Below are 22,047 nucleotides of genomic sequence, written 5' to 3' on the forward strand. Positions count from 1 at the left end.
ATTGAAAGAATCAGTTTCAATCTGAAAATGAGTATTGGCGTTCTGGCCTTTGGGCAGATTGGTTTTTTCAGCCGCAAGCAATCTGCGATGGTGAAATTGCCGTTTCATTTCAAAAGCGAGCAAAAAGGCTAATTAAACAGTGATGATATTTTGCCTCTTGCGGCCGGTTGCAGTAATAGGGCGCGAAACGGATCGGCCCGAAGTGGTACGGATCGCAAGTGAGAAGGCGAAGCTATGATTTTGTGTTGCGGTGAAGCGCTGATTGATATGATCCCCGTAGCCGGGCCGGACGGGCAGACAGCGTTTGTACCCCATTGCGGCGGTGCTCTTTTCAACACAGCCATTGCTCTTGGCAGGCTCGACGTTCCGGTTGGCATGCTAAGCGGTGTTTCGCGTGATCGTTTCGGCGTGCAACTTGCTGATGCCCTGTCCGAAAATAATGTTCAAACCGACATGCTGGTGCGCAGCGATCGCGCAACGACACTGGCGATTGTCCATTTGGTTGACGGACATGCAACATATGCCTTCTACGACGAAGGCTCTGCGGGCCGCATGGTACGGCCAGCAGACGTGCCGGATATTCCTGAAGCTGTGGAGGCCCTGTATTTCGGGGGTATCAGTCTGGTCAGTGAACCTGCTGCGGATACCTATGCCCACGTCTGCGCGACCGCAGGCGGCTCGCGGTTGGTCATGATGGATCCCAACATCCGCACCTCGTTTATCACCGATGAGCAAGCCTACCGCGCACGGCTGGACCGGATGATGCCCCATTGCGATATCGTAAAAGTGTCGGACGAGGATTTGGCTTGGATGACAGGCGGGTCCGGCAGCATTGCAGATCAGGCAAAGGCCGTGCTGGCCAAGGGCCCCAAGTTTGTCATTGTGACCAAAGGGGCAGAGGGCGCCATGGTGTTTAGCGATGGGGGCCATGCCAGCGTGCCGGCAGGCAAGGCGGTTGTGGTGGATACCGTCGGGGCGGGCGATACCTTTAACGCCGGCGTCTTGGCGGGGCTGACGCAGCAAGGGGCGCTGTCCAAAGAAGCCGTCGCCACGCTGTCGGCAGAAGATCTGGTGCCAGCGCTGAGCTATGGCGCGAAGGTCGCGGCGGTTACAGTATCGCGTGCCGGTGCCAACCCACCGTGGAAAAACGAACTCTGACAGCCGGATGGGGTGCTGCGGATAGGTGCTTAGAAAGTGCTTGCTCTGGGCCCTCCGGTAGCCGTCTTTAGGTATTGGTTGGTGCAGGTTAGTGCGTTGGAACAGCATCTCGCGCGCCAACGCCGACGTCGCTCAACAAAAAGCGCCAGCAGGCACGGAACTGATTTTCCAAACGGGCAGAGCTGCGAACAAAAGACGGTGTGCGCATCGCTGCGGTTGATTGCGCTTCCTGCATAATGATTGCGCTCATATTCTCGGTATCAGCCGTGTTAAGCATCACGCCACCACTTTCGGCATGATCGCTTAACCCGTCAATGTCGTGGCATAGCAAACGGCGGCCGGCGGCAAGCGCCTCGATGGCGACCAGACCATAGGCCTCCCAACGGGACGGCATCATTACGATATCAACGCTACGCAGTGCCTCTATCGGGTTGGCCTGAAATCCTCTGAAAACAATCCGGTCGTCGCCCAGTGCAAGTGACCTCAGAAACGGTTCCTGCGCCCCTTCGCCGATGATGTGCAGTTCGATATTCGGATCTTGGCACTGACGAAACGCCTCGATCAACGTGTCGAACCCTTTTTGGTCGTCAAGGCGACCAATGGCACCGAACACATGTGCGGGCCCAGCAGGGGCAGGGATCGCGCGGAAAGCTGTCAGATCAACACAGGACTGGATTGTTGACAGTTTGTCCGCGTGAACCAGACGCTCGGCGACCATCCAGTCGGCCTGTCCATTGCTGACGCAGACGACGCGGTTGAAGCAGCTGTATGCTGTTTTCAGTAGTGTTCTAAAACGCCCACGATGGCGCACGTTATGTGTCACGAAGCAACCGGTATAGCTGTGTTCGACATGGATCAGCGGCGTCAATGGATGCATAGCCCGCAAGGCGACCAGCGAGGGAAGGCTCCGCCAGGAGACGGCAAGATGCGAGACAATCGCATGGGCGGGGCCGAGATTCCCGATAATCCGGCCGCGATTGACCGAGACAACCTCATGATTTGCGGTCTTCGCCAGCTCGCTATCGGATTGCAGAAAATCCAGCACACGCATCACGCCGCCTGCTGTGGTATCGTCAACAAGGTGGAGTACTCGGGGAAGGTCGGTCATGTCGCGGCTCCTCTGCGTGCCATCAATGCGTCCAGTGCGAGAGGGCCAGCATAGCGCAAAACCAAGGCGGCAGCGATGGTTGTCAGTGATTTCACAGGCTCTTCCCAGAGGGGTGACCAAGACTGGCGGAACGACTGCTTCAGCAGCTCAATGGCCCGGCCTGTATCTTTGTCGCTGATTGCGCGGCGGGACAGATAGCGCAGCTGATAGGAACGGGCCGACTTGGCGTTCTTGGAGAAAAATGACGGGGCAACCTGCGACAGTTTCGCAATCATCCGCTCCCATGCAGCAAGCTGGAGGTCGGTGGCGGCAGACAGTCCGCCCGCATTGATACGGTAGTGTGTCAGATCACCCGCAATGCCTTCGAACTGCCAGTTGGTGGTCAGTGCGATGCGCAACCAGCACTCGATGTCTTCTGACTGCCGGAAGGTTTCATCAAAATACCAGTCGCGTGTCTTCTCGGAGGCGGGGCGGTGTGCAATCGCATCAAAGACGGCTTTGCGGATCACTGGTGCTGAACCATTACCAATCGGATTACGCTTGAAAATATGTGCTGCGGTAATGTTCGTCAGACGCGGGGACTGCGCCATGCCGAGCGCGTCACCTTCATCGTTGATAAGGGCGGAGCCTGAGAAGCTGACACCGACGTGAGGTGCCGATTGCAGGTGTGCTACGTGAAGCGCGAGTTTTTCCGGCACCCAAAGATCATCCGCGTCGCAAAAGCCGATAAATTCACCGCGGGCCAACGAGATTCCGGTGTTGCGCGCACCGGCAAGGCCGCGGTTACGCTGGGTGATGACGCGGATCGGAGATATGTTGGCGTATTCTTGCAAAAGCGTTGATGTCGTATCGGTTGAGCCATCATCGACCACGATGATCTCGTAATCATCAAATGTCTGGGCAAGAAGTGCTTTCAGCGTGGCGGGGAGGGTATCTGCGACATTGAAGGCGGGAACGATGATGGAAGCGATGGGCATTGGAGGGATCCTTGAAAGAGTTAGCGAGAGAAGAGAATTTCGGAAATTCGCGAGGGCAGGATGGGAGCGAGGCACGCACCCGCCAGAGTGGCAAACCCGCGACGCGGGACGCTGAAAAATCCTGACGGGCTGCGGGCAACGCCCTGCAAAGCGAACGACAGTGGCAAAAGCCGCCCCTGACCAAGGCGCAATGCACGGCGGCTGAGGTAGCGCAGAAAGATTGCATCGGCAGACCGATCGGGGGCATGGCCGTAACGGGCGGCTGTCCGAATAGCTGCTGTTCTGCCTTCCAGCATCGCCTGAAGGTTTGCCGACAATCCGTAAGGGCTGGTGCGATACCAGGTCTGGCAGCTGTCGATGCCGATAACTCTGCTGCCGGTGCCGACCAAGCGGATCAGCCAGTCCAGATCTTCGTTGTGGACCATGGTCTCGTCGAAACCGCCGGTGCGCAGAAACGCGTCGTGGCGCACCGCAATGTTGGACATGGTGCACACCGGGTTTTCGCCAAGCAGCATCGGGATGCTGAGCGGCGTTGCCGGAATGCTTGATACGGCCGAGACGATTGATGGGTCGTCGTGGAAGAACGCGATCTTGCAGAAAGCGGCATCAACGGATGGGTCTGCAAAACAGGTCTTGAGCTCGCTCAGCTTGTTCGGCCCCCAAATGTCATCGGCATCGCAGAAAGCGATGATTTCGCTGCCAGCAAAGAACAACGCACCCAGATTACGCGCGCAGCTCGGGCCTTTGCCCATATTCTGGAACACGTGGATACGAGGGTCTTCAGCGCGTAGGTCGTGCAGCAGACCGAGCGTATTGTCCGTTGATCCATCATCGATGCAGATGACTTCCCAGTTGTCGCAGGTCTGTGCCTGAATGCTGTCAAGCGTCGCGCGGATCGTTTGGGCGGCGTTGTAGCAGGGGATGATGATAGAGAAGTCGGTCATGACTGCACCTGTGGGTAGGAAGGAAAGAGATCGGTATGGAGGGTCGCGAAGGCACCGATCACCATCAGTAGACTGGTCACGACAAGATAGCCGACAGCCATCGCAAAGAGGCCGAGAGGGGCGAGGACAGCGGTGCTGACAAGAACAGCGGCGGCCAGTGCGCAGGTCATCCAAAGCTCGACCTGCGGTTTGCCCTGAACGCGCAACCATCCGGCAGCGGTCGCCCAAAGGGTGGTCGGAATTGCGACGAGGCACAAGATCGATACCAACGGGGCGACCGCGTCCCAGCCATCGCCCAGGAGCAGAGGGACATAGAGCGGCGCAAGAGCAGATTGCAGGATCACCACAGGCGCGATGAGAGAGAGACCCACGATGATGCTTTGACGCATGGCTGCGGCAGGATCGGATGATTGGCTTAGATGGGGGAAAAGTACGGTCGAGAATGCAGTGGCAAAGGCTGTCGACAGGCTGAGGCCCGCGTTGAAAGCCATGAAATAAAGACCAAGCGCCTGCGGGCCCATTGTCAGACCAACCACAATCTTGTCACCCTGCAGGCGCAGCACCTTGACGACTTCGATGCCCAGCACGGCCCACCCGTAGGTGATGAACGGGCGCAGAGGGGCAGGCGTAATGCCGGATTTTGGATTCCAGGGATGCAGGGCGCGGACGGCGAACAGCCAGATCGGCGCGGACAGAACACGTGGCAGGATCAGCGCGATGGCGGATGGGTAGATCAGCACAAGCATGATAGAAAGCAGGTTTGCGCCGACCACCTGTGTGCCACCAATGGCCGCTGTCTGGCGCATTTTGCCAGCGCGCATTGCCAGTGCCACTTGGACCAGACCCGCAGGCATGAAAAGATACTCAAGACCCATCAAGAGGATCAAACCTGACAGCATCACACTGCCACCTGAAAAGTACATTGCACCGGCGATCAGGGTTTGCAGCACACAAAGGCCAAGGCACCAGACCCAGAAAATGCGGCGGGCGGTGGTGCAGGTCTCTTCGAGCGTGTCGTCACTTGCCGCGATGATGCGCTGCCCCACACCGTTTTCTGTCAGTGCCTTCAGCAGATCACCCGCGGCCATCGCTGATGCGGCGATGCCGATCTGTGTCAGGTCCAGCGTCCGTGCCACGGCAACCACTACCAGCAGGCGTGATGCCTTTGCGGCCACTTCTGACGCGCCGTATGCGATCAGGTTGGTAGCGAGTGATTTGGTTGCGTCCGAGAAGGGCATGTCGTGGGCTTTCGTTGATTTCCACCAACCTTACCCCGCACACAACCACCGTGTCCCAGACGCCACGGGACAGGTTACCTGCGCAAATGGAACACACCCTATCCATCAGTATAGCTTCGTCATCGCTTGTACCGTGGCGCCAACACCAACATGCGGCTAATGTACCCCAAACCTGTTTCTGGAGCTTACATGTCAACCAGACCCATCCTGACCGGCGCATTGGCGTCATTGGTGCTGACAACCGCCTGCGCACGCTTTGACACGCCCGACAACCTTGAGCCTGTGGCCGAAGGTGATGGATATCAGGCGCAATACCGCGAACCGGATGTATCCCGCGAGGATGCAGGATTGCTGAATTCGGAACGTCTAAATGCGCAAAAGTGCCTGCCCCTTGGCGGGTCCGCCGGTAAAGGTTCCAGCATCGCGGCAACTGTTTTGCGGGGGGAGCGATTGTCACGCAATGACCTGCTGGATGTGCGGATCGCCGAAGATGATACCTTTAACGGCAGCTACGTAGTGTCGCGTGACGGCATGCTGAAACTGCCGTTCCTGTCGCCAATCCGCGCGCAAGGGCGCAGCACCGATGAGGTCGAGGCGGATATAGCCCGCGCTTTGCTGGCGGATGATTTCTATCAAGATGCGCCGCGCATATCAGTGCGGGCGGCTGATTTTGCCTCTGTTTCCGTAGGGGTGTCGGGGGCGGTCTTTGAACCCCATGCGGTTGAAATCGGCGGCGTGCGCGGGGACACGGTGGACAGTCTGCGTCAGGTGGCGTCGGGTGCGTCTACAGAAGGGCGCAATCTGTCTGCTGCTTTGCGCGCGGCAGGTGGTGTGCGCCCGGATGCAGATATCTCTGCGGTCGAGGTGCAGCGCGCAGGCAAGACGTACCGGCTCGATATGCGCGGCGTCTTTGAGGGGCGGAATTCAGTCGATATCATGCTGCTGACAGGTGACGAGGTCCGTGTGCCAAGCCGTCAGTGCTTTCAGGACGATCTGATGCGGCCCAGCCCGATCAGCCCGCCGGGCATCAGCCTCTACCTGTCCAACCTCACACAACCTGCATTTAATAACGCGGCCTCTGCCATTGGGCAAACTGTGCGGCAGGTGCCTTATGGATCACGCTATATGCAGGCTGTCATCGACGCAAACTGCGTAGGCGGGCCGCGATCTACCAGCGCTGACCGCTCCGCGGTGCTTTTCTCGCGCAATCCGATGACAGGTGTGTCAGTGGTAATCGAACGTGACATCGAAGACCTATTGCGCCGGGCTGACCGGGATGACTACGATCCCTATCTGCTGCCCGGCGATGCGATGGCATGTTATGACAGCACCATCACCAACATTGCCGAGATCGGCCGCGTTCTGGGTACCATCGCCTTTATTCCTTAAGCGTGATTTCGGTCAGCGCCTTTTTACTGTCCTTCCACAAATCGGGCAGGGTGGTGATGGCAGACATGACAACCGCGTCCTCGCCCGCCTTTGCGGCGTTTTCTAGCTTCAGCAGCACATCGCGGAAACCGGTGGCCCCGAACAGGGCTGCATTGCCTGCGATCTTGTGAGCCTCAGCAGCGATGTCGTTGCGGTCGAGCCTTTCGTCACCTTGAAGCCATTCGATGAAGTGCTCGACCTCGGCGTTATAGCGGCCGAGTAGCTTTGGAAAGTTTTCGGCGCCTATCACATCATAAGTCTCAAGCGTGTGGGCCTCATCGATCAAGGCAGATGCTTCGGTCATCGGTTCATGTCCCTTCTGCCCGAGGGCGATCCTCAGGTCCGATTTCTTGAGCGGCTTTGTCAGGACATCATCCATGCCGTTGGCAAGAAAATCTTCCCTCTCTGACGGCATTGCATTAGCGGTCAGCGCGACGATGCGCGTTTTCTTCGATGCACCGTGGCCCTGTCTGATAAGTCGTGTGGCACTGCGGCCATCCAGAACGGGCATGCTGATGTCCATCAGGATCAGGTCATAGTTATCGGCTTGTGCCATATCGACACCTTGTTGACCGTCATGGGCCTCGTGAACTTCGTGACCATCTGCCTGCAACATCTCACGCACGACGAACCTGTTGATTTCATTGTCTTCTACAACAAGTACCCGCTGTGGTGTGACAACGGCGCGCCGTTCTATCAGATTGCCAGCCTTGGCGGGCTCAGAGGTGGCTTTGGCGGGTACGGTGACGCGGAAGGTACTGCCGATGCCAAGTGTGCTGGCCACCATGATGTCACCGCCCAACATATCGATGAAACGCTTGGCGATGCTCAATCCCAGACCTGTGCCACCCACTTCGCGGTCATAGGCTGCGTTGCCCGTGACAAAATCCTCGAAGATACGGTCTTGCAGTTCGTCCGGTATGCCGACGCCGGTGTCTTCGATTTCAAAGCTGATTTCGTCGTTATGCCAGCTGACAGTGACGGACACGCGGCCGCGTTTGGTGAATTTGACTGCGTTACCGATCAGGTTCATCAAGACGTGCTGCAAGCGATCACAGTCGGAACTGATCCAGTGTTGTGCAGGACCGTCCCAACCCCAATCCAGAGCCGTTTCCTGATTGGCGGCCATTCCGCTTTGATTGTCGATGATATCTTGCAAAAGATCAGAGACATTCATCGGCTGAAGGTTTGCGCTGACCTTGCCGGAATCGTAGCGGGTGATGTCCAGAACGTCAGAGACGTGGCTGAGCAGCAGGCGGCCGGATGTCTCCATGTTGCGCATATAGGTATCTTGTTTGCCGGTGAGCGTCGTGTCGCGCAGCAGGCTGAGATTGCCCAACAGGCCGTTCAGGGGCGTGCGGATTTCGTGGCTCATGGTGGCAAGAAACTCCGAGCGGCTTTTCTCGCCGGCGATGGCCTTGTCCCGTGCATCGACAAGTTCAGCTTCGTCTGCTTTTTGTTGGGTGATGTCACGCAGGAAGGCGATAAAGATGTCTCCGGCTTCTGTAACTGCCGATTGAATGGCAAGCTCCACCGGAAAAACCGTCCCGTCGGAGCGTTTGGCTTCAAGCTGCACACGTCCCTTGCCTACGACGCGTCTCTCGCCGCCCTGGCGCATCCGCTCCATCCCGGCGTCATGGCCCGCGCGCAGGTGGTCCGGCACGATGATGGCACCCAATTCATGTCCGATCACGTCCGCTGCCTTATGGCCAAAAATCTCTTCGGCGGCTGGACTGAATTCCATGATGTATCCACGGTCGTCGCTGATGATGACCCCATCCAGTGAGGTATTGATGACGGTATTCATGCGAGCGCCGGTCTGTCGTTGAGAGCGTTCCTGAGTGCGCATCTGCTTATTAAGGCGGAACAAATATACCACAGCCAGACCAAGCGCACCGATCAATGCTGCTAGTGCCAGCGCCAGTTCTGTCAGTGTGGAGGCCACATCCGCACGCTGTGCATCCGCGTTACGTGCAAAGATATTGAGGCCTGAATTGGAGAGTTTGCGCACCGATGGGCGGATATCCTGGACCAGTGACATGAGCCTTGGAATGCTAGCTGTCAGCTCCACATCTGTTGCATCAATGTAGGGGACAGTGGTGTCCAGCCAGTTCTTTATGTCGCTCAGGGTCGCGGCAAAGTCTTCGTCCTTGCGCAATTCCTCGAATACCTGCGCCGTCGAGACCGTTTCGATCCTGCTATAGAAAATATCGAACCGACGGCGGATGCCTGCCAGGTCTGCACCCACTCTGATCCGGTTGGAAAATTCCTGAAATTCGACTTCTGTCTGGGACAGGGACCATTGAACATTGTCCGAACTGGCCGAACTCAGTTCTGCGATTTCACGCCTCACGTTCCACGTCAGGAAAGCAATGGCCAATACAATGACAAGACCGGCCAGAACAAGAAATGTCCGGCCGGTTTTCGCACGCGTGTTGAGGAAGTCTACCACATCAGCTCCTGTACTCTACGGGATCTTCTGAAGGGGTTACTCGACCGCTTCTATCCTGTCGAGTTGCCATATGCTGCGCGAATAGATGACTTCGGACCGGTAGTCGGCATTCGCATCGTAGGGATAAACCACCCAGAGCGGACCTTTGTCGCGCAGGGACATCACCTTACCGTTCATCCTGGTGGCAACGATCGGGCCGCCTTCGACCGCGTCCGTGACAGGGATCTCGACCGTATAGTCGTTGATTGCTGTCGCCAACAAAGTGCCGCCCTCAACGCCTACTTCTTCTGCCAATCGCGCCAGCGAGACACCTTCAAAGGTTTGCGTGCCTTCGGTCCAGATGGTTGTCGTCTCGATTGTTTCGGTGCCAAGCGCTTCAAGTGCGGCCAGATCGAAGGTTTGCTCGCGGCCTTCATGCGTCAGGGTCAGGACCGTGTCGCTGGCATTTGCCGTGGCACCAAGTCCGAGGACCAGCCCCAATGCGACAACGAATGTGTGAAACCGATTAAACATGACGTACTCCTACAAGTGTTTGAGCTACCATGTCATGAAGAGCCAGTTGGCGCATTGGGGTATCGGGATAGGACCCTATCCTTTCGGATAGGGTTTGGGTTTATCAGGCTGCTTTCTGCTGTGCTGTCCGCGCTTCGATGAAGGCAGAGAAGTCGATGCCAAGGTCTTCGCGGGCAAGAGCAAAGGCCGCGGTTGCCTGAACAAAACCTTGCACTGAGCCGCAATCAAAGCGTTCGCCGTCAAAGCGGTAACCTGTTACGCCAGCCGTGTTCACATCCGCATTGATCGCATCGGTCAGTTGCAATTCGCCGCCAGCACCCGGCCCGAGCGCGTCGAGGCGGTCAAAAATTGAGGGTTCAAGGATGTAGCGACCGACAATCGCTTGGGTGGAAGGTGCCACATCGGGGCGGGGTTTTTCGACCAGACCACGCGCCTGAGAGATGCGGCCCTTTTGCTGGCTCACGTCCAATACACCGTAAGACGAAACATTGGCGCGCGGCACATCCATGGTGGCAACCATGTGGCCACCTTGCGCACGGTGTGCTTCGACCATCTGTGCCAAAGCACCGGCTGGATGCATGATGACGTCATCGGGCAACAAAACCGCAAAAGCCTCGTCTCCGACCAGACGCTTGGCCTGTCGCACGGCGTGACCCAAACCAAGAGGCTTTGCCTGACGCAGAATGCTCAGCGCACCTTCCGGCATCCGTGTGGGGGCAAGCGCGTCTAGGGCTTCGGTTTTGCCTTTTGCCTTCAGTTGCATCTCAAGGGCGGCGGCGGTGTCAAAGTAATCTTCCAGCGCGCCTTTGCCGGCGGCGGATACAAAGATGAATTGCTCGATACCGGCCTTGCGTGCCTCGTCTACAGCGTACTGGATGAGGGGGCGGTCAACCAAAGTCAGCATCTCTTTCGGGACGGATTTGGTTGCGGGCAGAAAACGTGTGCCCATGCCTGCGACGGGGAAAACAGCTGTACGGATATGTGTCATGTTTTGGGTTCCTTGGGAATTTATGAGTTTGAAGCGAGGAGGTGGGTTAGTGTGCGCCACGGCCGGAGATGACCGCGCGGAATGTCATGCAGATGAGAATGACGTCCAGCAGCACACTGCGCGAGCTTGCATAGGCCAGATCCATCTCGACCATCTGGTCGAAGCTGACATCGGCCCGACCTGATACCTGCCAGACACCGGTGATGCCGGGCTTTACAGCCAAACGGCCAAGGGCGCGTTGGGGATAGACTTCGACTTCGCAAGGCAGGGCGGGACGCGGGCCGACGATGGACATCTGACCGCGCAGCACATTCAGGATCTGAGGAAGCTCGTCGATCGAGGTGCGGCGGATAAAGCGGCCGACCCGTGTGATGCGGGGATCGGATTTTGATTTGAAGCAGATACCGTCACGGTCGGATTGCTCCAGCACGGAGCTGCGCAGCGCTTCCGCGTCGCTGACCATTGAGCGGAACTTGATCATCGTGAAGGGGCGACCGTCTTTACCGACGCGGGTCTGCGTGAAAAGGGCAGGACCCTTGCTTTCTGTTTTGATGGCAAGAGCTGTCAGCAACAGGATCGGGGAGAGAAGAACCAGGGCGCAAAGTGCAACAGTGATATCCAGCAGACGTTTCGCAACGGAGGCAGGTGTCCAAGTGGCCATCGACTGTTTGGCGGCGCGGGCAAGAAAGCTGAAGTTGCCTTCGAGATAGCGTTTGGCCAGACGACGTGGCTCCATCGCCAGACGCCAGACCCACTCGCTCTTTGCTTTGCGGACCCATGCAGGGGCGCGAACGACGTTGCCTGCAAAGAAATCAAGTGCGGCACCCACACCCATCGTTAGGTCGGCATCAAGATAAGGTGCGTTGCGGTGCAACCAAAGTTCTTGCATCGGAACGCCCAGAGCAACCAACACGATGTCTGCGCCGCTTGCATTGATGTCGGCAATCACTTCCGCTTCGTTTTGCGCTTCGGCATAACCGTCACGGGTGCCTGCAATTTGAAGGCCCGGAATTTTGTGAATGAGGTTTTGTGCGGCGGTGTCGGCTGTGCCGGGCGTGCCACCGAACAGATAGACTGATTTGCCGTTTTTCGCTGCCTGCTCAAGCAGGGCCGGGATGAAGTCGGTGCCGTTCAGGTTTTCCTTCAGCGCCTGACCCGTCATTTTGGCCGCAAGGGCGACACCAATACCGTCTGGTAAAAGCAAATTAGCGCTTTTTACTGCCGCTGCATACTGCCGGTCGCGGGCCATTACGTTGAAGCAATGTGCATTCATAAAGTTAATGCGGCGGCGGCCGGGGGACAAAAGTGTTGCGATCGTATCGGTTGTTGTCGCGTCGACCAGTCGTGCACGCAAACCGGGAAGGTATGTCTGGTTCAGTGTGTTTACCGCGGTTACGGGGCCGTCGAAGGTTGTGAGATATGTCATGGCAGCAGTCCTGTGTGATCAAATTTGTTGGACTACTGATCAACGAAAACAACTGCTTGGCGCAACGGAGCGGGCGGACAGGTTCGCGGCTCGGATGGCTTGGGGACTAGCCCATCCGGTTCCCTGACCGGGCGCGTTTGCGGCGTACCCTATCCCTTTGGAGGGGAACAAATAGCCTATTTTTCCCATCATTTGCGCCTTTGAACCAACACAATCTAGGGGTAGTGTGTATTTACGTTCAAAGGACACGTTATGAGAGTATTAATAGCTGACGACCACGATCTGTTGCGTGACACACTGGTGATGTTTCTCGAAGGTGAGGGCCGCATGGAAACAGCAAGCGTCGGCACATTTCAGGATGCGTGCGCGCGTATTGAAGGTGATGCGCCTTATGATCTGATCTTGCTGGACTATAACATGCCGGGCATGAACGGTCTTGAAGGGCTGCGCCACGCGCTGTCGCTCAAAGACGGACAGCGGGTCGCGCTGATCTCGGGTGAGGCAACACGCCAGATCGCCGAAGATGCGCTAGAGGCCGGTGCTGCCGGGTTTGTGCCCAAATCTCTGCCTGCGAAATCGCTGGTCAACGCGGTGAAGTTCATGGCCATGGGAGAGCAATACGCGCCCATTGATTTCATGACTGCTGTGGAAGAAGAATCGACCAATGCGCTGGCCGAGAAACTGACCCCCCGCGAATTGCAGGTGCTCAAAGGTCTGACCGAAGGCAAATCCAACAAGGAGATTGCCCGCGATCTGGATATCACTGAGCCTACGATCAAGCTGCACGTGAAAACGCTTTACCGTAAAGTCGGGGCCGCAAACCGGACGCAAGCGGCATTGATTGCCCGCGAGGCTGGCCTGTTTTAGGAAACATCAACTGTTGTATGACGCGCAAGCCTATCCGAAGGGATAGGTACGCTCCCGAAAGTGCCCTCGTGCTGCCCCTCTGCCCAAATGATTAAATCTGCACAGTAAGATAGGTCATCGGTAAAGGAGCCAACCGATGACCACACTTTCACTGCCTTTCGCCCCGAAAAAACGGAAAACCACCGGCGGCGTCGCCAAGCGCGTCCTGATGGGCGGCAGGCTGAGCGATATCAAACGTCTGCCACGCTATGTCGCCACCGGCGTACTGGGCGCAACGTTGATCTGGGCACCGCTGCTTGGCTACCTCAAGACCGCGCCGCTCAGCTACCGTTCAACCACATCGCTGATTATGCCAGGCTCCGGCGCATCCGCTTCGATGAATGTGAACGGTATCGGTCAGGCCACATCTTATGCAAACTCTGCTTTCGCCAGCAACGCGGTCAGCCCGACAGAAACATACAAGCGCCTTTTGGGCGCGGACCGGATTGTGGATGCGGCAGCGGCCTCTCTGAACATAGAACGGGCGGAGCTGGGCCAGCCGCGGGTGCGTCTGGTGGACCAGACCAGCCTGATCCATTTTGAGACGACAGGCCGCACACCGCAGGCTGCCCAAGAGCGTGGCGATGCCATTCTCGCGGCGTTCTTTACCGAACTGGATGCCTTGCGCGCAGACGAAGTTGATACCCGACAGGACAGCGGTCTGCAGGCCATCTCGGATTATCGCGCCTCTGTTGCAGATACGCGTGCCCAGATCGAAGCCTTGCAGAAATCCACTGGCTTGCTGTCTGTCGATCAATACGATGTGCTGCTGGACCGTCACCTGACGTTGGATGAAAAGATCCTCGACCAACGCGCCGAGCTGAATGATCGTCTTGCTGCGACATCAGCGCTGGAAGCCCAACTGGGGCTGGACGCCAGCGTTGCCGCAGCGACGCTCAAGCTGTTTGCGGATGGTGCCTATATCGCGTTGCTTGAAGAGATCGGTCGCACTGAAGTGGCCCTGACCGAAGCGAGCGCGCGTTATGGTGTCCGCCACCCCAAGGTGCAGGCGGCACAGTCTGCCCGCGATCAGGCCCATACCGCCGCTCTGACGCTTGCCCAGTCCATCACCGGTCTGGACGCCGAGGCACTGGGTGATTTCGATCTTGCCCCTGACGGCGCGCGGGCCAACCTGCTGGCGGAACTTGTGCGTATGCAGGTGGAGGTGTCCGGCGCAACTGAGCAGCTGGCCACACTTGAGGCACAACATAAGGACGGACAGAAAAGGCTGAGCGGTTTTGCCCCTGCCGCCGCGAAAATGCAGGATCTCGAGCGGGACTTCTCCGTGGCCGAAGCATTGTTTGCCTCTGCCATCGCGCGGGCGCAATCAAGCAAGTCCGACGTTTATGCATCCTATCCTCTGGTACAGGTTCTGGAAAACCCGTCCCTGCCTGCAAAACCATCGTCTCCTAACCGCAAGCTGGCGCTGATGGCCGGTATCGCGGCAACCATGATGCTGTTCATTAGCCTGGCAATGGGTTGGATCAGAATTGCACTCATCTCGCGTCTGATGAAAAAGCCTGGTACGCCGTTGTGATTGTCGAAAACCCAATCGAGCGGCTGGTCTACCGCACCTTCGTTCTGACCTGGCCATTCTACGCCGTGGGCGCACTTTATATCGTGGGTCCGGTACTGGCGTGGGTTCTTGGCGGGTTGGTCGTGCTGGTGCTGTACCTCGGGCCAGCGGTACGCGAAGACATGCGTGCCACAGGGAGTATTCCTCCGGTCATCTGGGGGTGGTTTGTCGGGATGTTCGTGATGTTGATCGCACTTTGGGTCGGGCATCTTGATTGGGGACTTGGGACCGGCAAAACAATCAAGTCCTCTATCGGCTGGGCCAAAGGCTGGGCATTGCTGGCACTTTTCCCGCTGGCAGGGGCCGTGCTGCCGATCCGCCGCGAAACGCTTATCAGAGCGCAGTGTGTTGTTGGCCTGTGGACCTTGATCCTTACCCCTATCCTGATCGCGGCACCTTATATCGGTCTGCCGGAGCGCATCTTTACCTCACCGCTCAAGGCGGTTGGTGGGCCGGGGCCTGAGTACTTTTCGGTCTATTTCTTTACGTGGGACCCCTCCAGCTGGACGCCGCGCTGGCAGTTCTACGCACCTTGGTCGCCTTTTGCCGCATTGCTTGGCACTGTCATGGTGCTCTTTGCGCTGGAAGAGAAAGACATCAAATGGCGCAGCATCGGTATTGCGGCAGGGGCGGTGATGATCTTTGCCTCCAAGTCGCGCATGGGCCTTGTCGGTCTTGTCGCCTGCACAACTGTGCCGCGCTTGCTGCCGCTGATCCTGCGCGGTTGGGCGTGGCAGGTTCTGGCGGCATTCACCGCGTCCATGTCGGTCTTGGGGACTGCCATCGCTACCGCTGCAACCGACGCCATATCAGCTTTCAAAGGGGCACGCGCCGACAGCACACGCGTGCGCGAAACCCTGCAACGGATCGCAACAGAGCGGTGGCAGACGGACGGTTACTGGTTCGGCCACGCAACCGTTCAGCCGGGCAGTCACGCGGTAGAGTATATGCCCATCGGAAGCCACCATACGTGGTACGGCCTGTTGTTCGTTAAAGGTTTGGTCGGTTTTCTTGCGCTGCTGGTCCCTTTTGTGTGGCAAACTGTGCTGGCGTTGAAAGACGCAGCCTTGGGTCCGCGTGGACGGCTTCCGCTGGGAATCATGATGACGCTTACGCTTTTGTCTTTTGGTGAGAACATCGAGATCGAAGCCTACCTTTTGTGGCCAGCGCTGATCGTTCTGGGCATCCATGCACGCGAGCTTCAGGGGCCTTACGATCTTGAGCAATAGGTTTGGCTCCGTTCCCGCAGTTTCGCGAAGGTATGTAATTTAGGCGAATTCCCCATGGATTAGGCAGTTTTCGTATCGCGCCTTTCCACCCTTTGCGCGAAAGCTGTTCATCACCTCGCTAAGCGGAGGGTGGTATGTTAGAACGCACATGTGAAGACAAGGCATGAGAATTGAGACCCATGGAAGTACCGACGCGATCTATCGGCCCCAAATTGTCGTCCCTTCTCAGGCAGATATACCCTGATCTTGATGTTGATATATTGTCCAGTCTGGTAATCGATGCCTTTTGGCCGGACGGCACCCGCAAGCGCCAGCGCGGGCGCATTCGCGGCAATTCCCTGTGGTCGCAAAAAGACAGTATGCTGATCACTTACGGCAATTCGATCATTGATGGCGCCCACAAACCGCTGGACCTGCTGTCGGATTTTCTGAGCACCTATCTGGATGGTGCTCTCAGTTCCGTCCATATCCTTCCGTTCTTTCCATATACCTCCGATGACGGATTTGCGGTTTCAGATTTTCGCGCCGTCAATCCACAATTGGGCGATTGGGCCGATATTAATAGGATTTCGGAACACTTTAACCTGATGTCCGATCTGGTTCTGAACCACGTTTCCAGTCAGGGCCAATGGTTCAATGCCTACCTGCAAGGTCAGGCCCCCTATGACAAATTCTTCTTTGAAGCGTCACCTGATGATGACCTTCGCGATGTGGTGCGGCCCCGGACAACACCCCTGCTGCGTGAGGTCGAGACGTCAAACGGGACGCGCCATGTCTGGTGCACCTTCAGCCATGACCAGATTGATCTCGATTTTCGCAATCCCGAAGTCCTGCTGGAATTTCTGCGGATCATCCGGCTTCACGTGGACAATGGCGTACAGATCATCCGGCTGGATGCAGTGGCGTTTCTCTGGAAAGAGGTCGGCTCGCCATCCATCCATCTGCCACAGACCCATGCGATCATTCGCTTGATGCGTCTGCTGTGTGATTACGCCGATGAAAAGATCATTCTGCTGACCGAGACCAACGTGCCCAAGGCAGAGAACCTGAGCTATTTCGGCACCGGAGACGAAGCGCACGCGATATACAACTTCCCGCTGCCGCCGCTAATCCTGCACGCGTTGATGTCCGGCGATGGTCAGTATCTGCGCCGCTGGCAAAGGGGTATGCCGCCCGCACCGATGGGCTGTGCTTATCTGAACTTCACCGCCAGCCATGACGGCATAGGGATGCGACCTGCCGAGGGGGTGCTGCCCGAAGAAGAGAAGCAAAAGGTCATAGAGACCGTGAAGGATATTGGCGGCCTTGTATCAATGCGTGCGCTGCCCGACGGCGGCGAAAGCCCCTATGAGTTGAACACCACATTTTATGACGCGCTTTCGCGAACGTTCGACGGGAAGGATACGCATCACCATGAGCGTTTCATCTGTTCGCAGACTATCGTGATGTCCCTGGAGGGAATTCCCGCGTTCTATATCCATGCGATGCTGGCGACAGCAAACGACCACGAAGGTGTGGTGCATCGTGGCATGAACCGCGCCATCAACCGCCACCGCTGGGACTATCCGAGCCTGCGGGAACTGCTGAGCGATCCGTCGACACCACAGGCCCGCGTTATGCACGACCTTTCTGCGCGGCTGAAAATTCGCAAGAAACAGGGGGCGTTTCACCCGAATGCAACGCAGTTTACGGTCAATCTGGGCGATGATCGTGTGTTCGGGGTCTGGCGTCAAAGCCTCGACCGCCACCAGTCGATTTTTGCGCTGCACAACGTCAGCAAAGACCCCGTCACAATTCCCGCCGCTGCGCTAAATCTGATCGAAGATCAGGCTTGGATCGATCTGCTGACGGGCACGGAGATCGATGCAACAGCAGCTGATATCACCATTGCGCCGTATCAGTGCATGTGGATCAGCAACCGGCTTTAGACGTATTCAGCCTCATCTGCGGCAGCGGCGGCATGTAGCTCTGACAGGAATTCAGGGTCCGCCGAATGCACCCTGTTCCATGTCGGAATGAACGGTGTCTCGTGCGGGTTATCGAGAAAGGAATTTCCTGCCCGCATGAGGTTTTCAGCGAAAAGCTCAATCGCACGTTCTTCCTTGTGGCGGTCGATGGTCAGGCCATTCATCTTGGCATCGCTGTAATAGGCCTCAAGCACGTCAAGGGCGCAGCGGTAGTAGGTCGCCTTGAGGGTACGGAATACATTTGGCGTAAAGATAATACCCTCTGCTGCCAGCTTGCGGAACACAGCCTTGCAGATATCCGTAGACATGCGGCTCAATCCGGCACTGGCGTCTTCTTCGCTAAGGTCCTGATGCTTGTGGTCGTATTGATCGGCGATTTCCACCTGACAGACGGCCCGAGGCGCCAGATTACGCCATGCCTCCGAAAGGATACCGATCTCCAGCCCCCAGTCGGACGGGATACGCAGATCGGGAAGGATTGTGGTGCGCATCGCGAATTCCCCTGACAGCGGATAGCGGAAGCTGCGCAGGTAATCGATGTAGTCGCGATCACCTACGACCTTTTTCAGCGCGATCAAAAGCGGGCTGACCAGAAGGCGGGAAACACGACCGTTCAACTTGTTCTGGCCGACACGCGCATAATACCCCTTGGCAATCTGATAGGGGAAATTGACGTTGGCGACAGGGTAAATCAGGCGTGCCAAAAGCTCGTTGGTGTAGGTCACGATATCGCAATCATGGATCGCCATGACTGCGCTGTCCTCACAGGCGATCAGATACCCGATGGAGGTCCAGACGTTTTTTCCTTTACCCGGCTCTGACGGCGCAAGTCCAAGCGCTGAAAGTTTGGCCCCCAGTGCAAGCATTCGGGGGCTATCGTTCCAGATGACGATGTGATTCTGGTTTAGACCTTTGAAGAATTCCTTGGCGTGGCGATATTGTTGCTCATCCGCGCGGTCCAGACCGATAATGATCCGGTGCAGATAGGGCACCTTGGCCAACTCGCCCAGAATGCGCGGCATCGCGGCGGTCTCAAGCTCGGAATAAAGACATGGCAGCACCAGCGACATCTTGCGATTCTGCGAAAACGTCTCAAGCTCGTAGGTCAGTTCATCAAGTGACCGTGTACGCAGGTTATGCAGTGTTGCGATGTTACCATTTTGATGGAAGTCAGCCATAAAGTCTCTTTCATATCACAAATGAAGACGTGCCAGCAGGCTCAGCATCGCCTCGTTCCATCCTTCGGGGCCTGACCGGTCCGTGCGCAGGACCCGACCGGTATCTTCTCCCTTCAGCAAGGGTAATGGCGTGCGGTGGGGATTTGCAACAATGATCCCGAAATCAGCGGCTTGCAGCATCTCAATGTCGTTGGGCGCGTCCCCCAGTGCCACTGTATTGTGCGGCGTGTAGCGGGTGATGATCCGTGCCATCTGATCTGCCTTGGTCTTCCCGAACGACAGGGTCAGGAACCTCCCCCCTTCGCGCGCAAAGATGCCACGTGCCTTGAGATGCGCCTGAAAGGTCTCCAGCTCTTTGGTGGCGCCAGACCACGTTCCCGGCTCCGAAAAACGCCGTCGGGCAGCAAGGGTTGCTGACGCTTCGGCCAGACCTGTCACTTCCGCGATCTGCGAAACACTCATATCACCGAAGCCCCGGAAGAATTTGCGCAAAGCATCAGGTAAGCTGTCCAATTCGGCGCGCAAACGGGCGTAGTCGTCGTGCTGGGCCCTTGCGTTGTCGCGCTTGTCCAGCAGACCCGCGCCGTTTTCGACGATTGCCGGCCAATCGCTCAATCCGGTCTCTTGTTGCAATACCTCGATCTCGGGAGCTGTCTTGCTGCTGGCCATGATGACACCTGCACCGATAGTCTTGAGCCGCGTCAGAGCAGGCAAAGCTGCGCGCCAGTCGTAATCTTCATGGGAAAGCAGTGTCCCGTCCAGATCGGTAAAGACGAGCAGGGGCATCGGTTTTGTCATGCGAACATTATGGCGCAGTGGGTGTGCTGTGAGCAAGCTAGGTTCGCGGTCTTTAAGCAGGACCTCACGGATTGCGGCAGCTATTCAGAAGCGGTCGCCGACCAAGGGCAACAAGCCCGATATCGAGCAATCTAAAAGGCACCGCTCGGAAAGTTTCCGACTCTTCGATGGGAGAATCGCAAGCCTAAGGACAACACACGCGTCGCATCGGTGCGCCCACCGGACGATGAGTTCCAAATCTTTATGGAGATCCGAGTGGCAGCCCGTAGGGGAATCGAACCCCTCTTTCCAGGTTGAAAACCTGGCGTCCTAACCGATAGACGAACGGGCCACTCTCTCGTGAGCGGTTCTCTAAGGAATGCGCGGGAGACGCGCAAGAGTAAATTTCACAGTCTTTGAGAAAAAGTTGGACTAGGCCCGCGCGGCGTCCTCCAGACGCAGTTGAACGGACCTCCGCCCACGCCAGTCGTTGATGTCCAAGCGCCCCGCTAGATGGAACCTCGAGCCGCCGTGTCCCTCAAGCGCCGGGCCAAGATCGCTGTCATACGCGCCGAAGGCTATTGCATCCAGTTTGCCGCCCAATCCATCGCCAAAGCTGATCTTGAGGTGGCTCTCTCCGACACGCTTTGCAAAAAGAATCTGCATATCGGCAAAAATATATCGCGGGGCAGGGGCGGCGGCCCCGAAGGGACCCGCCTGTTCCACCATCTCGGCCAGCTCCACTGTCGCGGCACCGGGCATCAAAAGGCCAGTCACGTTCAGGTCCGCTGGACCCCCAAGATGTGCGCCCTGCTTGGCCAACAGCTCTGACAGCCGCGCCATCGCAGCCTCGATCTTGTCGGCCTCGACGGTCAGGCCAGCAGCCATTTTGTGCCCGCCGCCCTTGATCAGCAGACCCTCTGCGGCAAGACGCTGGATCGGGGCACCCAGATCGATACCACTGACCGATCGGCCTGACCCTTTGCCGATTCCATCCTCGACGCCAATGACGATCGACGGACGGTTCGATGTCTCTTTCAGGCGTGATGCCACAATGCCCACCACGCCCGCATGCCATCCGGGGCCACTCGCCCAGACCAGCGGTGCATCAAAGCCGCGCTCTTCTGCCTGCGCAAGCGCTGCGGCGCGGACAGATGCCTCAACCTCGCGACGCTCTGTGTTGAGCGCATCCAGTCGTTCTGCCAATGCTGCCGTCTCATGCGGATCGTTTGACGCGAGCAATCGGGCACCAAGATCCGCCTGACCGATGCGGCCGCCCGCATTGATACGAGGCCCCAGAAGAAACCCGAGGTGGTAGGCCGTAGGAGCGGTTTCCATCCGGGCTACATCAGCAAGCGCTGTCAGACCTACACGTTCGCGCCGCGCCATCACGCGTAAGCCCTGCCGCACAAATGCGCGGTTGACCCCGTGAAGCGGTGCCACATCCGCAATGGTGGCCAATGCCACCAGATCCAGCATCGACATCAAGTCAGGCCCCTTGCGGCCTGCTTCTCGTAGTTGTCGCCCTGCTTCCACCAACATCAGGAACACGACAGCAGCGGCGCACAGGTGGGCGGAGGCGCCATCTTCGTCCTGCCGGTTGGGGTTCACCACGGCAAAAGCAGGGGGCAGTGTCTCGCCCCCCAGATGGTGATCAAGCACGACCACCTCTGCTGCGGCTGCCGCAGCGATCGGGCCATGCGAAAGAGTTCCGCAATCGACACAAACGATCAGATCATGCTGTGCAGCCAGTGCGGCCATTGCTTCGTCGTTGGGCCCGTACCCTTCATCGATACGGTCCGGTACATAAAGACTGGCATGACACCCCATCTCGCGCAGCCAGATCAGCAAAAGCGCGGCAGAGCTGCCACCATCCACATCGTAATCGGCAAAGACGGCAATCCGTTCGCCATTTGACACGGCTTTGAGGAATCGCGATGCGGCTTTTTCCATGTCTCTGAGACTGCGCGGATCGGGCAACAGATCACGCAAGGAAGGTGCGAGAAAGCTCTCGGCATCTTCTGGGGCCACCCCGCGTCGGGCCAATACCTGACAGACCGCAGAAGGCAGCGTGGTGCGCTGCACCAATAGCTCTGCTGCGCGCTCCACCTCGACGCCGGGCCCAACCCAGCGCCGACCCGTCAAAGATGCTTCAACGCCTAGATAGGACACGCGCCATCCC

General features: G+C 57.6%; 17 protein-coding genes and 1 tRNA gene. 6 read left to right on the plus strand and 12 right to left on the minus strand.

Annotation, left to right across the window (positions count from 1 at the left end; all coding sequences use genetic code 11):
* Positions 1–234 precede the first annotated feature (234 nt).
* Positions 235–1,158, plus strand: coding sequence for a carbohydrate kinase family protein (locus Z946_RS0116535; protein WP_025056836.1), 924 nt, complete (start codon positions 235–237; stop codon positions 1,156–1,158).
* An 88-nt stretch (positions 1,159–1,246) separates the two neighbouring features.
* Here Z946_RS0116535 and Z946_RS0116540 read toward each other — a convergent pair whose 3' ends face one another.
* The 4 genes from Z946_RS0116540 to Z946_RS0116555 are packed head-to-tail and all read right to left on the minus strand — an operon-like array spanning position 1,247 to position 5,425.
* Entirely contained in the window at positions 1,247–2,266 is a 1,020-nt protein-coding gene (locus tag Z946_RS0116540; RefSeq protein WP_025056837.1) for a glycosyltransferase, read from the minus strand.
* Positions 2,263–3,243 carry a glycosyltransferase family 2 protein gene (locus tag Z946_RS0116545; RefSeq protein ID WP_025056838.1) on the minus strand — a complete coding sequence of 327 codons (981 nt, stop codon included), beginning with the start codon at positions 3,241–3,243 and terminating at the stop codon, positions 2,263–2,265. The genes Z946_RS0116540 and Z946_RS0116545 overlap by 4 nt, the downstream gene beginning before the upstream one ends.
* A 20-nt stretch (positions 3,244–3,263) precedes the next feature.
* Positions 3,264–4,187: a glycosyltransferase family 2 protein gene (locus Z946_RS0116550; RefSeq protein WP_025056839.1), complete on the minus strand. Its 924-nt coding sequence runs from the start codon at positions 4,185–4,187 to the stop codon at positions 3,264–3,266.
* The gene (locus tag Z946_RS0116555; protein WP_025056840.1) at positions 4,184–5,425 is read right to left on the minus strand and encodes an oligosaccharide flippase family protein; all 1,242 of its coding nucleotides are present in this window, start codon (positions 5,423–5,425) and stop codon (positions 4,184–4,186) included. The genes Z946_RS0116550 and Z946_RS0116555 overlap by 4 nt, the downstream gene beginning before the upstream one ends.
* 189 nt (positions 5,426–5,614) lie before the next feature.
* Between Z946_RS0116555 and Z946_RS0116560 the strand changes: the two genes are divergently transcribed.
* Positions 5,615–6,814, plus strand: coding sequence for a polysaccharide biosynthesis/export family protein (locus Z946_RS0116560; RefSeq protein ID WP_025056841.1), 1,200 nt, complete (start codon positions 5,615–5,617; stop codon positions 6,812–6,814).
* Here Z946_RS0116560 and Z946_RS0116565 read toward each other — a convergent pair.
* The 4 genes from Z946_RS0116565 to Z946_RS0116580 form a co-directional block, all read right to left on the minus strand.
* Positions 6,804–9,305: an ATP-binding protein gene (locus Z946_RS0116565; RefSeq protein WP_025056842.1), complete on the minus strand. Its 2,502-nt coding sequence runs from the start codon at positions 9,303–9,305 to the stop codon at positions 6,804–6,806. The genes Z946_RS0116560 and Z946_RS0116565 overlap by 11 nt on opposite strands.
* Before the next feature lie 36 nt (positions 9,306–9,341).
* Positions 9,342–9,818 carry a putative pterin-binding protein gene (locus Z946_RS0116570; protein WP_025056843.1) on the minus strand — a complete coding sequence of 159 codons (477 nt, stop codon included), beginning with the start codon at positions 9,816–9,818 and terminating at the stop codon, positions 9,342–9,344.
* 103 nt (positions 9,819–9,921) lie between these two features.
* Positions 9,922–10,806, minus strand: a complete 885-nt coding sequence (locus Z946_RS0116575) for a UTP--glucose-1-phosphate uridylyltransferase (RefSeq protein WP_025056844.1) — start codon at positions 10,804–10,806, stop codon at positions 9,922–9,924.
* Positions 10,807–10,852: 46 nt separating this feature from the next.
* On the minus strand, positions 10,853–12,232 hold the full coding sequence (locus Z946_RS0116580) for a WecB/TagA/CpsF family glycosyltransferase (RefSeq protein ID WP_025056845.1): 1,380 nt from the start codon (positions 12,230–12,232) through the stop codon (positions 10,853–10,855).
* 252 nt (positions 12,233–12,484) lie between these two features.
* Here Z946_RS0116580 and Z946_RS0116585 point away from each other — a divergent pair, with 252 nt between their 5' ends.
* From Z946_RS0116585 to Z946_RS0116600, 4 genes are all read left to right on the plus strand, one after another.
* Entirely contained in the window at positions 12,485–13,099 is a 615-nt protein-coding gene (locus tag Z946_RS0116585; RefSeq protein WP_025056846.1) for a response regulator transcription factor, read from the plus strand.
* Between the two features lie 136 nt (positions 13,100–13,235).
* Positions 13,236–14,675 (plus strand): GumC family protein, encoded by a 1,440-nt coding sequence (locus tag Z946_RS0116590; protein ID WP_025056847.1) that lies wholly within the window; start codon positions 13,236–13,238, stop codon positions 14,673–14,675.
* Positions 14,672–15,943: a capsular biosynthesis protein gene (locus Z946_RS0116595; protein ID WP_025056848.1), complete on the plus strand. Its 1,272-nt coding sequence runs from the start codon at positions 14,672–14,674 to the stop codon at positions 15,941–15,943. Before Z946_RS0116590 ends, Z946_RS0116595 begins: the two co-directional genes overlap by 4 nt.
* A gap of 179 nt (positions 15,944–16,122) precedes the next feature.
* On the plus strand, positions 16,123–17,871 hold the full coding sequence (locus Z946_RS0116600) for a sugar phosphorylase (RefSeq protein ID WP_025056849.1): 1,749 nt from the start codon (positions 16,123–16,125) through the stop codon (positions 17,869–17,871).
* On the opposite strand, the gene Z946_RS0116605 is transcribed toward Z946_RS0116600, so the two are convergent.
* From Z946_RS0116605 to recJ, 4 genes are all read right to left on the minus strand, one after another.
* The gene (locus tag Z946_RS0116605) at positions 17,868–19,088 is read right to left on the minus strand and encodes a glycosyltransferase family protein (RefSeq protein WP_025056850.1); all 1,221 of its coding nucleotides are present in this window, start codon (positions 19,086–19,088) and stop codon (positions 17,868–17,870) included. The two genes, Z946_RS0116600 and Z946_RS0116605, sit on opposite strands and share 4 nt — an antisense overlap.
* Before the next feature lie 15 nt (positions 19,089–19,103).
* Positions 19,104–19,886, minus strand: a complete 783-nt coding sequence (locus tag Z946_RS0116610) for an HAD-IIB family hydrolase (protein ID WP_025056851.1) — start codon at positions 19,884–19,886, stop codon at positions 19,104–19,106.
* 256 nt (positions 19,887–20,142) lie between these two features.
* Positions 20,143–20,217, minus strand: a tRNA-Glu gene (locus Z946_RS0116615).
* Between the two features lie 80 nt (positions 20,218–20,297).
* Positions 20,298–22,037 (minus strand): single-stranded-DNA-specific exonuclease RecJ, encoded by a 1,740-nt coding sequence (gene recJ / locus Z946_RS0116620; protein WP_025056852.1) that lies wholly within the window; start codon positions 22,035–22,037, stop codon positions 20,298–20,300.
* Between the last annotated feature and the right edge of the window lie 10 nt (positions 22,038–22,047).

The sequence above is a fragment of the Sulfitobacter noctilucicola genome, assembly GCF_000622385.1.
Classification (GTDB): Bacteria; Pseudomonadota; Alphaproteobacteria; order Rhodobacterales; family Rhodobacteraceae; genus Sulfitobacter; species Sulfitobacter noctilucicola.